Source organism: Paenochrobactrum sp. BZR 201-1 (genome assembly GCF_044987585.2).
GTDB classification, from domain to species: Bacteria; Pseudomonadota; Alphaproteobacteria; order Rhizobiales; family Rhizobiaceae; genus Paenochrobactrum; species Paenochrobactrum pullorum.
In genome coordinates this window covers 122,090-135,722 of sequence record NZ_JBJDRZ020000010.1, presented here as the reverse complement: position 1 = coordinate 135,722, position 13,633 = coordinate 122,090, and the positions used below count along the sequence as shown (strand labels likewise).

13 protein-coding genes are annotated in these 13,633 nt (G+C 48.6%); 10 read left to right on the top strand and 3 right to left on the bottom strand.

Annotated elements, in window-relative coordinates:
• Window positions 1-47 precede the first annotated feature (47 nt).
• Window positions 48-734 carry a DUF2848 domain-containing protein gene (locus ACI0FR_RS08395; protein WP_461667934.1) on the bottom strand — a complete coding sequence of 229 codons (687 nt, stop codon included), beginning with the start codon at window positions 732-734 and terminating at the stop codon, window positions 48-50.
• 366 nt (window positions 735-1,100) lie between these two features.
• On the opposite strand from ACI0FR_RS08395, the gene ACI0FR_RS08390 reads away from it, so the two are divergent.
• The 6 genes from ACI0FR_RS08390 (at window position 1,101) to ACI0FR_RS08365 (ending at window position 6,372) form a co-directional block, all read left to right on the top strand.
• Window positions 1,101-2,345 carry an ABC transporter substrate-binding protein gene (locus tag ACI0FR_RS08390; RefSeq protein ID WP_374831441.1) on the top strand — a complete coding sequence of 415 codons (1,245 nt, stop codon included), beginning with the start codon at window positions 1,101-1,103 and terminating at the stop codon, window positions 2,343-2,345.
• A gap of 84 nt (window positions 2,346-2,429) precedes the next feature.
• Window positions 2,430-3,329: a branched-chain amino acid ABC transporter permease gene (locus ACI0FR_RS08385; protein ID WP_374831439.1), complete on the top strand. Its 900-nt coding sequence runs from the start codon at window positions 2,430-2,432 to the stop codon at window positions 3,327-3,329.
• Between the two features lie 3 nt (window positions 3,330-3,332).
• Window positions 3,333-4,265: a branched-chain amino acid ABC transporter permease gene (locus ACI0FR_RS08380; protein ID WP_374831437.1), complete on the top strand. Its 933-nt coding sequence runs from the start codon at window positions 3,333-3,335 to the stop codon at window positions 4,263-4,265.
• Window positions 4,262-5,005 carry an ABC transporter ATP-binding protein gene (locus tag ACI0FR_RS08375; RefSeq protein ID WP_404908603.1) on the top strand — a complete coding sequence of 248 codons (744 nt, stop codon included), beginning with the start codon at window positions 4,262-4,264 and terminating at the stop codon, window positions 5,003-5,005. Before ACI0FR_RS08380 ends, ACI0FR_RS08375 begins: the two co-directional genes overlap by 4 nt.
• On the top strand, window positions 5,002-5,679 hold the full coding sequence (locus ACI0FR_RS08370) for an ABC transporter ATP-binding protein (protein WP_461667933.1): 678 nt from the start codon (window positions 5,002-5,004) through the stop codon (window positions 5,677-5,679). The genes ACI0FR_RS08375 and ACI0FR_RS08370 overlap by 4 nt, the downstream gene beginning before the upstream one ends.
• 162 nt (window positions 5,680-5,841) lie before the next feature.
• Window positions 5,842-6,372: a MarR family winged helix-turn-helix transcriptional regulator gene (locus tag ACI0FR_RS08365; RefSeq protein WP_374831431.1), complete on the top strand. Its 531-nt coding sequence runs from the start codon at window positions 5,842-5,844 to the stop codon at window positions 6,370-6,372.
• Between the two features lie 57 nt (window positions 6,373-6,429).
• Here the strand turns inward: ACI0FR_RS08365 and ACI0FR_RS08360 are convergent, their stop codons facing one another.
• Window positions 6,430-7,242, bottom strand: coding sequence for a hypothetical protein (locus ACI0FR_RS08360; RefSeq protein ID WP_374831429.1), 813 nt, complete (start codon window positions 7,240-7,242; stop codon window positions 6,430-6,432).
• Window positions 7,243-7,701: 459 nt separating this feature from the next.
• Here ACI0FR_RS08360 and ACI0FR_RS08355 point away from each other — a divergent pair, with 459 nt between their 5' ends.
• The 4 genes from ACI0FR_RS08355 to ACI0FR_RS08340 are packed head-to-tail and all read left to right on the top strand — an operon-like array spanning window position 7,702 to window position 12,401.
• On the top strand, window positions 7,702-7,914 hold the full coding sequence (locus tag ACI0FR_RS08355) for a YtcA family lipoprotein (protein ID WP_374831427.1): 213 nt from the start codon (window positions 7,702-7,704) through the stop codon (window positions 7,912-7,914).
• Between the two features lie 2 nt (window positions 7,915-7,916).
• On the top strand, window positions 7,917-8,969 hold the full coding sequence (gene mdtN, locus ACI0FR_RS08350) for a multidrug transporter subunit MdtN (RefSeq protein WP_374831425.1): 1,053 nt from the start codon (window positions 7,917-7,919) through the stop codon (window positions 8,967-8,969).
• Entirely contained in the window at window positions 8,953-10,857 is a 1,905-nt protein-coding gene (locus ACI0FR_RS08345) for an FUSC family protein (RefSeq protein WP_374831423.1), read from the top strand. The genes mdtN and ACI0FR_RS08345 overlap by 17 nt, the downstream gene beginning before the upstream one ends.
• Window positions 10,854-12,401, top strand: coding sequence for a TolC family protein (locus ACI0FR_RS08340; RefSeq protein WP_374831421.1), 1,548 nt, complete (start codon window positions 10,854-10,856; stop codon window positions 12,399-12,401). The genes ACI0FR_RS08345 and ACI0FR_RS08340 overlap by 4 nt, the downstream gene beginning before the upstream one ends.
• A 6-nt stretch (window positions 12,402-12,407) precedes the next feature.
• Here the strand turns inward: ACI0FR_RS08340 and zigA are convergent, their stop codons facing one another.
• Window positions 12,408-13,601, bottom strand: coding sequence for a zinc metallochaperone GTPase ZigA (gene zigA / locus ACI0FR_RS08335; protein ID WP_404908612.1), 1,194 nt, complete (start codon window positions 13,599-13,601; stop codon window positions 12,408-12,410).
• Between the last annotated feature and the right edge of the window lie 32 nt (window positions 13,602-13,633).

The following is a 13,633-nucleotide window of genomic DNA, read 5'->3' as shown; positions in this document are numbered from 1 at the left end:
CTTTGCTTGTCACTGTCGGTTGAACAGCTGATTCTGGCCAGCTTTTATTATCCCAGCACAGGAAGTGTTAACACATCATAGCTGAAGCTGATTTTACGTTTTAAAACAGGATCTTCCAACTCCCCTTCAAAACGTGTGGCAGCACGGATGCCGCCGATTGCAGGCATGGTGCCGCCAAGCATGGCAGTGCCATCAGCAAGTTTACCGGCATCGCTATAACCCGCGATCAGATCAAGCGGTGCCAAAAGCCCGGAAATCGAGCCTTCCTGATAAAGAACGCGCACACCATCAATGGTGGCAAAGCTGCGCAAAATCATCTCGTCCCAATGGTCTTTGACTTCGTCAAAAGGCCAGACGGTAGAAGCCACCGGCTTGTCGCACATTTGCTTTGAAACGGTCACACCATAGGTTTCCACCTCGCGTTCGGTATGGTCGGATGCAAGCCCCACATAGAGTTTACCATGATGGGCAAAGATCACAGATTCGACCTCACCACTGCCCGCAGTACCGGTATCTTCAATTATCGGAGCCGTTGTTAAGCGCGCGGCAGCCACACGATAATAGGTGGGCGTGGAAGCAGGACGAGCAACACCGAGCTCTTCCAGCTCTTTGATATGCTCTTCCATAGCTTGCTTGTTGCGGCCTGCCCAGCCCGCAATGATTAAATTTTTAACTTCAATTTCAATGTCTTGGCGTCCATCTTGGCTGACAACAGCCATTTGAAGCATTGTCATTTGTTCTCGACTCCCCCCTGCTTGTGCTGATCGAATTTTCCGGTCGCAGGAAATGGTATGAATGAATAAAACTAACGTCAGTGATATTTCACTGTAGTTTTATCTTGCATATCACAGACATTTAAGCAATCATGAAAACCACATACCGGCATGCTCTGGGTAGGATGAGGGCGCCGGCAATGTTTGATGGGAGGATCAGCTCATGATCGGGAAAAAGCATGACCTATCGTGGTGGTTTCGATCCGGCCGCGCAATTTGCAAGTTGCCAGACGGATTATATCCGCTCTGGATAAACCACTAGGGGGTCAAATGTTTAAGATTAATCTTGTGCGATCTGCACTTACCGCGCTTGCTATGGCGTCTGTCATGGCAACAGCTGCGTATGCGCAGGAAAAGCCCGCATCCGTTGGTGTCGGTGTTTTCAGTTTCACATCCGGCGCAACTGCAGCCTACGGCATGCCGGGCCGCAATGCTGCCGAGCTGATGATCGAACGCATCAATGCAAAAGGCGGTTTTGGCGGTGTTCCGCTCAAAGCCACCTATGTAGATGAAGGTCAAGGCACCGAAGGCGTGATTGCAGAATTTCGCAAACTTGCGGGCGATCAGGCCAATCAGGTGATGATCGCAGCCCTTTCCAGCGGCAATTGCATGGCTTTGGCACCTGTTACCGATCAGATGAAAATCCCGACCATCGGCTGGAATTGCGATACGCATCAGCTGTATTTAAAAGATAAACATCCGTTCTTCTTCCGTCCCAACGGCAATACCGTTCCGGAGTTTGTCGCCTATGCGGCCTATCTGATTGCAGCAAAGCCTGACGTTAAACGCATTGCCATCATCAATCCGGATTATTCCTTCGGCCATGATGCAGCGGCCATTTTCACGGCTGCCATGAAGGCATTCAAACCGGATGTTGAAGTGGTTGCAGAGCTGTTTCCAAAACTTGGCTCCGGCACTTTCCAGACCGAAATTTCCCGCCTCACTGCCGCCAAACCGGATGTGATCTTCTCCAATCTTTGGGGTGGCGATCTGGACAATTTCGTGCGCCAAGCATCACCGCGTGGTCTGTTCAAATCCAGCCAAGTAGTGCTGGCATTGGGTGAATCATCCCTCCAAAACGTCAATATTCCTGAAGGTGTCATCATCGGCGTGCTGGGCGACGGCTGGTGGAACTCACCGGATGCTGCTGCAAATGCTGAAACCGTTGAATTCGCCAAAGCCTATAAAGAAAAATTCGGCTCATGGCCTGTTTTCCCTGCCATTAAAATGGCGAACAGCTTCATCTATGTTCAAAAAGCTTATGAACGTGCGATGGAAGCCAATGGCGGCCAATGGCCAAGCCGTGAAGAAGTGGCACAAGCGATGAAAAACAGCGAAGTCACTACCCTTACCGGCACCATGCAAACCCGTGAAGACAATGACGGTGTTGTTGATCAGATAGTCGGTATCACCGCCAAATCTGCCGATAATAATGTGCCGGTCATTGCTGAATTGGTACGCTATAAAGGCAGCGATCTGATGCCGCCTGTCGGTCAAGATCCGATTGCTTGGATCAGCACTTTAGCGGCCGACTTGCCTGCCAAATTACCACAACCCGGTTCTTATAAATAATGATCACGTCTTTCATGCGGGCTTAAAAACCAGCCCGCATGAAACCGGCGCATTTTGTTTGCGCAACGTGTGGGATCTTTAAAAATGTTAGAAACACTTATACCGCTGCTTGTTGACGGTTTGGCCAATGCTGCCCTTATCTTTTTTGTGGCAGTTGGTCTGACGCTTGTTTTCAGTGTTCTGCGGGTTTTAAATGTGGCGCATGGCAGTTTTTACTCCATTGGCGCTTATACCGCTGCATCGCTAAGCCTCTGGATTATCAGCATTGGCCTGCCATCATGGCTGACCTTTGTGGCGCTGTTTCTCAGTGCTGCACTTGTGGCCGCGATCTTCGGCCCCGTCATCGAGCGCACTTTTATCCGCTGGACATATGGTAAATCCGAGGCTGTTCAGATCCTTGTCACTTTTGGCCTCTTTCTCATTCTGGAAGATTTGCAGCGTATCGTTTTCGGCGTGAATTCTTACTATGAAGATACGCCCGTGCAGCTGCTCGGCAGCATTGAAATTGGCAATGTCGTTTATCTCAATTATCAGCTTTTGCTGATTGCTTTGGCAGTGCTGCTTATTTTCGGCCTTCGCATTTTCATTGGCCACACCCGTATCGGCCGCCTGATTGCAGCCGTTGTGGCAGACCGCGAAATTGCACAGGCGCTTGGCATCAACACCAACCGTGTCTTCATTATTGCATTTAGTCTTGGTGTCTTTTTGGCAGCGCTCGGCGGTGCCCTGACCACCCCGCAAGCCGGTGTCTCACCGGGCTTAGGTGCAGATTCCATGGTGCTTGCTTTTGCCGTTGTTGCAATTGGTGGTTTGGGCAAAATTGAAGGTGCCGCAGTTGCAGCCGTCATTGTCGCATTGGCAAAAGTATTCGCCATTTATTATGCGCCGGAACTCGATGCCGTTGCCCCTTATCTCGTGATGCTCCTTGTACTTTTGGTTCGGCCTTACGGTTTGTTCGGCTCCTCTTCGACAAGAAAGATCTGATCCATGCGTATTTTGCTCGCAGGCGCCGCAGCCATAATCGCGCTTGTCATTGCCGCTTTAATGTTCCCGTGGCTTGAATTCATTTTAACCCTCGCCATCGCCAAAGGTTTGGCCGCCCTCGGGGTTGCCATTTTGCTGCGTGGCGGCTTGATCTCGCTCGGTCATGCCATGTTCTTTGCGGTTGGTGCCTATGCAACGGCATTTTTAGCCAGAGATTACGGCATTACCGACTTCTTCGGCCTGCTGATTATTTCTGGCCTCGTCTCCATTCTGGCAGGACTTTTAATCGGTGCTTTCATTGTGCGTTATCGCGCTATCTTCTTCGCCATGCTTAATCTGGCAATCTCGATGGTGTTTTATTCGCTCTTGTCGAAGTTTTATGGTTTTACCGGCGGCACAGATGGTTTGCGCGTAGCAGCACCTACCGTTTTTGGCACTTTGATGGAAAAATCACAGTTTGAAAACTTCCTGTTTTACGCTTCCATCGTCATTATGATTATCGTTGGTATTGGTGTACATGCCTATCTGAAAAGTCCGCTCGGTGAAGCTCTCTCTGCCGTCCACACTAATGAAATTCGCCTTGAATATTTAGGTGTGCCGGTGCGTGGCGTGCTGCTGGTGGCCTATACGGTCTCAGCGTTTCTGGCTGGCATTGGCGGTTCGCTTGCCGCAATGACTATCGGTCATGTTCTCCCCGATATGGCTTACTGGACAAATTCAGGCCATCTGGTGCTGGTTGCCGTTCTTGGTGGTGTTGGTGGCGTTGCCGGCCCTATTGTTGGTGCGGTTTTCCTTGAAATCGTTCACACATTGGCCGCAGGCTTTACCGATGCATGGAACATGATTGTCGGGGCCACATTGCTTGGCGTGATCTTTTTCCTGCCAAAAGGATTGATCGGCCTTGTTAAATCCAAGCATAAAGGAGAAACCGCATGAGCGTTCTTCTCAAAGCTGAAAATCTGCACATCGCTTTTGGTGGTGTAAAGGCCGCCAATGGCGTTAATCTTCACATCAATGAAGGTGAATTTCTGGCGATTATCGGCGCAAATGGTTCAGGTAAAACAACATTCCTTAATCTCTGCACCGGTTATATCCGCCCAGTCGAAGGTGAAGTTTACCTTGACGGACAACCGATCACCAAATTGCCGCCACGGACTATCGCACGCAAAGGTATTGCGCGCGCATTCCAGATCCCGCAACTCTTTCTCGATCAACGGGTACTGGATAATCTGATGTTGGCAATCGCCTCGCGTGAAGGCCTTTGGCAACCGCTTAAAGCACTTGATCGCAAAGAGTATCGCGAAGAAGCCATGGAGCTTTTGAGCATGTTTAATCTCGCTGATTGCGCGACAGATATGGCTTCCACCCTGCCGGAAGGTCGCCGTAAGCTTGTCGATATTGCGATGGCGATGGCCTTGAAACCACGCCTTGTTTTGCTGGATGAACCAACAAGCGGTGTGAGTGCTATCGAACGTTTCCAATTAATGGAAACATTGATGCATGCGCTGCGCCAAGCCAAAGTGTCGGCTCTGTTTGTTGAGCATGACATGGATGTAGTGGAACGTTATGCCGACCGCGTTGTGGTGTGGGAAGCAGGTAAAGTGATAGTGGAAGGCAAGCCGGAAACCGTCTTTAAAGATGAGCGTGTAATCCAGAATGTGATCGGAGTTGCATGATGCTGACCGTTTCTTCCATCAATGTTTCTCTGGCGGGTGCGCTTATTTTACGTGATGTCAGTTTTGAACTGAAATCGGGCGCCACAACTGTTCTGATCGGGCGCAATGGTGCCGGTAAAACAACCTTATTGCGCGCAATCATGGGGCTGATCCCGACTGAAAAAGGCTCGATTGCTTTAAGCGGCACCGAGCTCTTGCCGCTCCCCTCTTTTGCACGTGCCCCGCTCGGCATCGGCTACGCGCCAGAGGATCGCAGGCTCATTCCTGAATTTTCTGTCGAAGACAATATCGTTCTGCCGGGGCTGGCAATCAAACTTTCCCAAAGCGAAATCCGTAAGAGACTTGAAAAAGTCTACGGTCTTTTGCCGGAATTGCAGGTGATGCGCGATCGTCCGGGCAATGGTGTTTCCGGTGGTCAGGGCAAGATGGTGGCGCTTGGGCGTGCACTGATGGTGGCCGAGAAAGTGCTGATGCTCGACGAACCTTTTCAAGGGCTTGCTCCGGCACTGGCACTGGAATATGCCCGCACCCTTGGCAAGTTACGCGAAAACATGCGCGATCTGACCCTGTTGATTACGGAATCAAGCCCTAATCTTCTCAAAGCGATTGCCGATGTTACCTTGCTGATCGAGCGCGGTGCAGTGACAGTCCAAGATCAGGAAACAAGAGCATAAAAAGCCAATACATACCGCACCTTCAAACGGCGCTACTTGTATTCAGCAAGCTGCGCCGTTTCCTGTGCTGTTAAATCAATCAGTTAATCACGGTTTCGAAAGTTTCTCCTGTTGATTTAGCTAACCAACAAAGCTAATTTGACGCCAAACAGGAGCGTGCAAATGGCATTGACCGTCAACAGACCCGAATTATTACATGACGGCAAAGATGAAAATTTTCGCCAGACAATCCATGACGCATTGGGTTTCAGTGTTCGTTTGCTCGAAATCCGCAATGGTTTTGCCGAAAGCATCAGCCTGACCGGTCCGGCTTTTTCCATTCTGATTGCGATTGACCATCTAACCAAACAGGATGATATCGGCATTTCCCATGTCAGCGAGCATTTGCATCAATCCGGCGCTTTTGTAACATTGGAAGTGGCAAAACTGGTCAAAAAAGGGCTGATCATTAAAGTACCGAACCGGCATGATCGTCGCCGTGTCAGCCTGTCGGTCACCCAAAAAGCAACTGATCTGCTTGCAAAGCTGGCAGCCACACAGCGACCAGTTAATGATGCTATTTTTTCAAAACTGGATGCGGATCAATGCGCGAGTTTTGCCGATATCATCAAAAAACTGCTGATCGGCACTGATGAAGGTCTGGCACTGTTAAACTATTTCAACGAACGCCGACGCAACCAAGCCGCAGAATAGAAAAAAAGCTTTGCAAATTTCACATCTGCAAAGCTTATAACTATAGTGTTCCAATCCTTAGAAACGATAGGTCATACCTACGACAGGCCCTTTCAGGGTCGTATCAAAAGTATGGCCTTTATCACTATAATTAACACGCAAATATTTATAACCGACCGATGTCGAAAGATGTTTGGTGAACGTATAATTCAGTGTCGCCAAGCCCTGCCATGTTTCCTTGGAACCGACATTGAAACCACCGCCATCACCTTGCAATTGCAATGACAAAGAAGGCGTAAAGTTAATAAAAGCTCTGAAACCGATGATCGGATCAACCCAGCTAAAGCTCTCATTATGGGATTCCGAGAAATTATTATACCGAATGGTCACATCATTCGAGATGTGCCAGATACGCAAGCCACCCAACAGATCAAGCGACCATGTTTCATCATTATAGACGCGGTAACCACCTTTTAAAGTTGCAGTAAACTGTGCTGAATCTACTTGCGCACTCAAACCTTGTACAGGCCCGATAACCGGCAATTTACTGATATTTTCTATATCAGTGGTATTGATATACATCAGATCACCGGCGAAAATAAAATCTTCATAACGGCCTCTGACATCAAGAAAGCCACCGAAATTCAAATCTTTGACAATATCTTTAAAGCTTTTTTCAACCTCAATGCTTGGCGCACGCTTGAAAGGCGAAATATTGCCTTTGATACCAGAAGCCCAGAGATAAGGTGTGACTAGTAAAGACCAGTCTGGTGCGATTTGATGATCAATATCCGCTGCTGGCTGATTATCGATAAAGATAGCATCCGCCGCAAAAGCATTTGCGCTAAAAACGGTTGTCAGCACAGCAGCTGCAAGGAATTTCTTGTGCATTTAGTCTCTCTCAAATCATCCGTTGTTTTTCTATAGTAAATTCTTGTTATTTATGGAACTGCATTTGGATGCGATTATTGTGATCAGAAATTTTTATAGATGGCACGATGACTATTAATGCAGAAAAGACAATTGGCAACCGACAAAAATAATAGTCATCCTGACAGCTTGATAAAATAAAGAAAATCATCTTGATTGATGTTTTCTTATCAACATATCCAGTTTTTATTCCAATGAAAACTGGGTCAACCCGCGCCAATGTTCCTTAAATAAGGCAATGATTGTTTTGTCTGTTAAGCCTGTTGTGAAATTCTTATGTAGAGTTTGGCATCCATCGAGTTTTAAGGATGGACTTTGTTTGAAATAATTGGAATAAAGTTTGTATATGCAAAGGCTTTGATCTGAAGCTTTTCCATGAAACTTTTGCCTGATCAAACATAATAATTGCTGAAAGCGAACATGATGGTGCATAGCCCGACATTCTATATGGTAGGTGCATTTTTCCCCACCTGGATGATATGTTTGGCCGGAGCGATCGCAATTGTGCTTATTATACGAATGATCTTTATCCGCACCGGACTTGAAGAGTTGCTCACATTTCGTCTGATAACTTACACCGCCATGGTTGTGGCGATTGCATTTGCTCTCGCATTTCTGATTTACGGTCATTGAAAATGGAAACAAACAGTTACGTTAAAAAACCAATCAACGCTGTCGGCCTGATCATATTTCTTCTGGCTGTGGCGGCAGCGGTTTTGATGACCTGGTTTTATTTGCGCAAATCGCAAGAAAATCCTTATTCGGATGATGCTGTCATCAGTGCTAATCTTGTCAATATCGCGTCCACGATGCCCGGACGCATTATCGAAATCAATGTAACTGAAAATCAGCGCGTCAAAAAAGGCGATTTATTATTTACTCTTGATCCCAAACCATTAACTTTACTTCTTGAGCAAACGGCCGCAGATCTGCAAATAGCAGAAGCGACATTGGATACGCAACGCCGCGCCTTGAAGGCGGAAACCCAAAATGCACTGATTGCCGACAACCAAGTGGTGCGTGCCCGCACCAATCTGGAACTGGCCGAGAAAAGCCTTAAACGTCTGGAAGCGCTCAGCCCCAAAGGTTATGTGACCAAACAACAAGTTGATGACGCCACAACGCTGCGTAATGATGCCCGCATCAGCCTGACCCAAGCCGTGCAGCAGGCAGATGCCGCCAATGCGCTTGTAGGGAATATGGATAGTACCGAGGCTTTGGTGCGCGCCCGTCAGGCAGCTTTTGCCCTTGCCCAGCACAATTTGGATAACAGCAAAACCTATGCCCCGCATGACGGTCTGGTGGTCGGCCTGATCAATGCAAGTGGTCAAATCGTCATTTCCGGTCAATCGCTTTTCACACTGATCGACACAACGCAATGGTATGCCTCTGCTTCGTTCCCTGAAACAGAGCTTGATCGTATCCGCATCGGTGATTGTGCCAGTGTGCGCATTCTTGCCAACAATAATCTCGTTGTGAAAGGCAAAATCGAGAGCATCGGTTGGGGTGTCAGCTCGGAAGATATGATCAATATCCCACGCAATCTGCCCTTTATTCCCAAAAATCTGAACTGGGTGCGCATTGCCCAGCGTTTTCCGGTACGGATAAAACTAATTGATCCGCCTGCAGAATTAACCCGCGTCGGTGCGTCCGCAGTTGTGACAGTGCATAATGGCAACGCGTGCTGAAACCTCGCTGACAACAGCGATTAAACAAACTTTAGCGGATCTCGCTCCGTTTCCCGGACGCGCCGCCACCACATGGCGCGTGGCCTGTGTTTGCGCGCTCGTTAGCGGCGTCGCCATGTTGTTTCACATTCCCGAAGCAGCAATCTCCGTTTATCTGGTTATCTTTTTGATGAAACCAGATGGTGCAGAAAATACTATTGTTGCAACAGCCGCAGTAATCGCGATTACCATTCTCGTCATTTTGATGATACCGCTTTTACAGGCAACCGTTGAATCCGCCTTGGTGCGTATTCTGGTTATGATTATCTCTTCTTTTATTTTTATTTATATTGGTGCTGCCAGCAAACTGGGCGAAGGCGGCAGCATCGTCGGATTGATTATTGCTTTTATCCTGACGCTGATCAGTATGGTGCCGATCAATGGCGTGATTTCGATGGCATTGCGCTATGCATGGGAAATGTCAATTTTGCCGATGTTTTGCATTGCCGGCTTCAGCCTGTTTTTCGGCCAGTGGAGTGTGAGTTTATTACGTCAGCAATTACGTGAACGCCTGATGCTGGCTCAACAATTGCTCGCTGGCAAAAACGGTGATGCACAAGAGAAATATGCCAAGTTTCTGGCTGAAGGGAATGAGGATTCCGAGAAAAAATTATTATTGACTAAGATTCTGCACCAGACATCAAAAAGTAAATCAGCACAAATCGCTATAGATATTCCCGCTTCTTATCAGCTGGTTTATGCCTCCGCAGCGCTTGCGCAAGAAGGCAATAAAGCCGAGTGTTTGCACTATGCCGACCAAGTCACCACGATCATAGAAGGATTAGACCAAGACAAACCCTTAACGGCAGACACCCAAAATGATCAAGTGACATCAAAAGGCTCGGTTATTCAGCAAGCTATCAATGCCATCACCGGAAATAAAAATCCAAATTACAGCAAAAGCGACAATGACGGCTTTTTCAAAACTGATGCTTTCACCAATCCGGTTTATCAACAATTTGCACTGAAAACCACGCTGGCTGCCATTGCATGCTATATGTTTTACTCCGCCCTCAACTGGAACGGTATCCATACCGCCATGGTGACATGTTATGTCGCCTCACTTGGCACCGCCGGTGATACAGTACACAAGCTTGCACTTCGCATCAGCGGCTGTCTGGTCGGTGCATTTTTAGGCGCTGTCTCCATCATCTATCTGCTACCGCAAATGGAAACAGTCGGCGGATTGATGGTGCTGGTTTTTATCGTCTGCTGGATAGCGGCCTGGGTCGCCGCGGGCAGTGAAAAAATTTCTTATGCGGGGGTGCAAATCGGCCTGGCTTTCACCCTCAGTGTCTTACAAGGGTTCGGTCCGACAACCGATCTTGACACCGCCCGTGACCGTGTCATCGGTATTTTGGTCGGTAATTTTGCAGTTTATCTGGTTTCCGTATTTTTATGGCCAAAAACAGTGAGCCAAACAGCACGCGACAACCTCGTCAAAGCCACCGGAAAATTAGCAGATTTGGCGCTCGTTTCTCCAACTCAACGTCAACAACATATCGCTCAGATTGCTCAAATCGAGAATATTTTAGCTGATGTTCGTTATAGCTATTATCTTTTACCCTTTGAACCGCATCATTTGCGTCCCGCGCAAAAAGTTGCTGAAGTTGGCATGCATTATACGGATGGACTTTCGACGCTTGCTCAGGCCATATATTTTACAGATACAACCATGCCGGAAGTGGCCAGTCGTTTGCACCGATTGGCAAATCACCTCCAAAACTATAATTTGAAACCTGCACCAAACCCGACCCCACCGGCAGAGACCGTTGGTCACTATCAAAATGCACATATAGCGGCACAACTCGCCGATTTAGAAATTTTAGTAACAGGCAGCAGTATATGACCGGCAGACGTTTTTCAGCTTTTCCATTTTTGCCGGTTTGTGCATTACTGATGCTTGGAGGCTGCGCTACTGATGCGTTGGAACTGGCACCAAGCGCGCCGGATAAGCCATGGGTTGCAGCCGACAAAGATAAAACTGCAAAGGAAGGCGGAACAACATCATCCGGAGCGGCCGATTTCGGCATCGCTGCCAAACCGGAGATGGCGCTGATCAATACGCCGGTTGAAGTGGATAATCGCCGCGTTTACGATCTGCCGGCTCTGATTGATCTGGCACAGCGGAGTAATCCGACCACGCGCAACGCATGGGAACACGCCAGACAGGCAGCCCTTGCTGTCGGCATGTCGGAAGCCGTCATGCTGCCAATGATTTCCGCCAATGTGATCGGCGGCTATCAGAAATCCAAACGGCCTGTCGATGTGCCGATTATCGGTGACAATGATATCAATACGACGGTTAAAGGTGTCGTGCCGGCACTGGCATTGAAATGGCTGGTTTTTGATTTTGGTCAGCGTGCTGCTTTGAGCGAGGCCGCGCGTGAAATGTCCTTTGCTGCCAATGTTACCTTTAACGCCTTGCATCAAAAGGTGATTTTTGATGTCACGCGCCGTTATTACGAGCATTCGGCGGCTGTTACCGGACATCAAATTGCGCAACAAACTTTGCGCAATTCAAAAGCAGTTCTTGCAGCCGTGCAGGCAAAACTTGATGAAGGGCGCGCCACAACGGTTGAACTGGCGCTTGCCCGTCAGCAGGTGGCACAAGCAGAATTACGCATCGTGCGTGCCAGCGGACAACAACAAAACACCTATCAGATCCTGCTTGCAGGCATGGGTGTGAATGCAACGCTTGATCTTAAAATTAAAGGCGCGCTTGACCGTAAAATTCCAAACCGCTTTGATGGTGTGACGCAAGATGTCATCGTGGCAGCGTTGGCGCGCCGACCGGATATTCAGGCAGGCTATGCCGCCATGCAAGCAAGTCAGGCAGGGATTAAAGTGGCGAAAGCCGAATTTTTGCCAAAGGTCTTTATCGCCGCCACCTTGTCCAAGCCGTCGGGTGATTTCAACATAGGCGCGCTGCCGGATCTCAACAGCCAGTCGTCGTCAAAAGGTGTGATTGTCGGCGCATCCATGCCGATTTTCGATGGTGGTTTGCGCGCAGCCCAACTTAAAAATGCTCAAAGCGTTGCCAATGTTGCATCCGAAACATTCCGCAAAATGCAGCTTGATGCGGTGGCCGAAATAGTCATGGCTTCCAATGCGTTGAAAACAGCGCTCGCGGCCAACTCTGCCGCCAATACCCTTGTACAAACATCAAATATTGCATTTGACGCTTCATTGGAGGCTTATAAGAACGGCCTCGGCACCATTACTGTCGTCAATGAAACCAATAATGCGCTGCTGGATGCACGACTTGCGCAGGCAGATGCAAAAGCGGCGGCTTTGATCGCCGCCGCCAATCTTGGCTTTTTTGCCGGTGCGCTTACTTCATCCGATCAGGCCAACAATCTTTCGCACTTGCCCGGTGTGACTTCACGCTGAGCAGGATCAGTTCCAGCTACCAAACGGATCAGGCAGATCACGCCACAAGTCTGGTGTGAAACTGTCTGTTTCCAACAGGCAAGCATCCAATTCGGCACAAATTTGAGCCTCGTCCATAGGATCAGTACCGATAAAGACAATTTCCTGCCGCCTGTCGCCCCAAACGGGATGTAAATATGGCTGCATCAATTGCTCAAATTGCGGATCATCCGGCCAGCGCTCGCGCGGGACACTTGCCCACCAAAGCCCCAATTTTGTTGTGCGTACCAAGGCACCCGCCTGACTGATTTCACCCACCCGGTTTGGCCGGGTCGCCAACCAAAAAAACCCTTTGGCTCGCACCACACCTGCCCACGGACGGTTGATGAACGCCTGGAACCTCACCGGATCAAAGGGCCGCTTGGCACGATAAACAAAAGAGCGGATGCCATATTCTTCTGTTTCAGGAATATGATCTTTAAAGCCATGCAGCTCTTTAAACCATAATGGGTTTTGCTCGGCTTTGGCAAAATCAAACAGGCCGGTACCCAGCACATCTTTGACCGCCACATGGCCAAAATCCGTCTCGATAATACGTGCATCCGCATTGAGCGAGATGATAATTTTACGCGCGGCATCCAATTGCTGTGGTGATGCAAGACCGGCTTTATTGAGCACAATCACATTGGCAAATTCGATCTGCTCCACCAGCAAGTCAACGAGTGTGCGCTCATCTCCCTCTCCCGCCGTTTCGCCACGATCACTTAAAAAATCGGCAGAGCTATAATCTTTCAATAAATTGGCTGCGTCCACCACCGTCACCATCGTGTCGAGTTCTGCCACATCAGAAAGGCTAAAGCCATTTTCATCACGAAAATCAAACGTGGCCGCGACAGGCAGAGGCTCGGCAATGCCGGTGGATTCAATCAGCAGATAATCAAATCGGTTTTGCTCCGCCAATCCGCGCACTTCGGTCAAAAGATCATCGCGCAAGGTGCAGCAAATGCAACCATTGGTCATTTCCACCAATTGTTCCTGCGTACGGGAAAGATTGGCCTCACCATTGCGTACAAGGGAAGCATCAATATTCACCTCACTCATATCATTGACGATCAGTGCAATACGGATGCCTTCTCTGTTGGCTAAAATATGATTAAGCAAAGTGGTTTTTCCAGCTCCTAAAAAGCCGGAAAGCACAGTTACGGGTAATTTTTTGGCCATTTCAAATCTTCAATCTGTCAAAGATATTAAGC

Bases quoted from the DNA above. Each gene is read 5' to 3' on its own strand.
- ACI0FR_RS08360 (WP_374831429.1), bottom strand. From the start codon at position 7,242: ATGCACAAGAAATTCCTTGCAGCTGCTGTGCTGACAACCGTTTTTAGC.
- ACI0FR_RS08345 (WP_374831423.1), top strand. From the start codon at position 8,953: ATGGCAACGCGTGCTGAAACCTCGCTGACAACAGCGATTAAACAAACT.
- ACI0FR_RS08365 (WP_374831431.1), top strand. From the start codon at position 5,842: ATGGCATTGACCGTCAACAGACCCGAATTATTACATGACGGCAAAGAT.
- ACI0FR_RS08370 (WP_461667933.1), top strand. From the start codon at position 5,002: ATGATGCTGACCGTTTCTTCCATCAATGTTTCTCTGGCGGGTGCGCTT.
- ACI0FR_RS08375 (WP_404908603.1), top strand. From the start codon at position 4,262: ATGAGCGTTCTTCTCAAAGCTGAAAATCTGCACATCGCTTTTGGTGGT.
- ACI0FR_RS08395 (WP_461667934.1), bottom strand. From the start codon at position 734: ATGACAATGCTTCAAATGGCTGTTGTCAGCCAAGATGGACGCCAAGAC.
- ACI0FR_RS08385 (WP_374831439.1), top strand. From the start codon at position 2,430: ATGTTAGAAACACTTATACCGCTGCTTGTTGACGGTTTGGCCAATGCT.
- ACI0FR_RS08380 (WP_374831437.1), top strand. From the start codon at position 3,333: ATGCGTATTTTGCTCGCAGGCGCCGCAGCCATAATCGCGCTTGTCATT.
- mdtN (WP_374831425.1), top strand. From the start codon at position 7,917: ATGGAAACAAACAGTTACGTTAAAAAACCAATCAACGCTGTCGGCCTG.
- zigA (WP_404908612.1), bottom strand. From the start codon at position 13,601: ATGGCCAAAAAATTACCCGTAACTGTGCTTTCCGGCTTTTTAGGAGCT.
- ACI0FR_RS08340 (WP_374831421.1), top strand. From the start codon at position 10,854: ATGACCGGCAGACGTTTTTCAGCTTTTCCATTTTTGCCGGTTTGTGCA.
- ACI0FR_RS08355 (WP_374831427.1), top strand. From the start codon at position 7,702: ATGATGGTGCATAGCCCGACATTCTATATGGTAGGTGCATTTTTCCCC.
- ACI0FR_RS08390 (WP_374831441.1), top strand. From the start codon at position 1,101: ATGGCAACAGCTGCGTATGCGCAGGAAAAGCCCGCATCCGTTGGTGTC.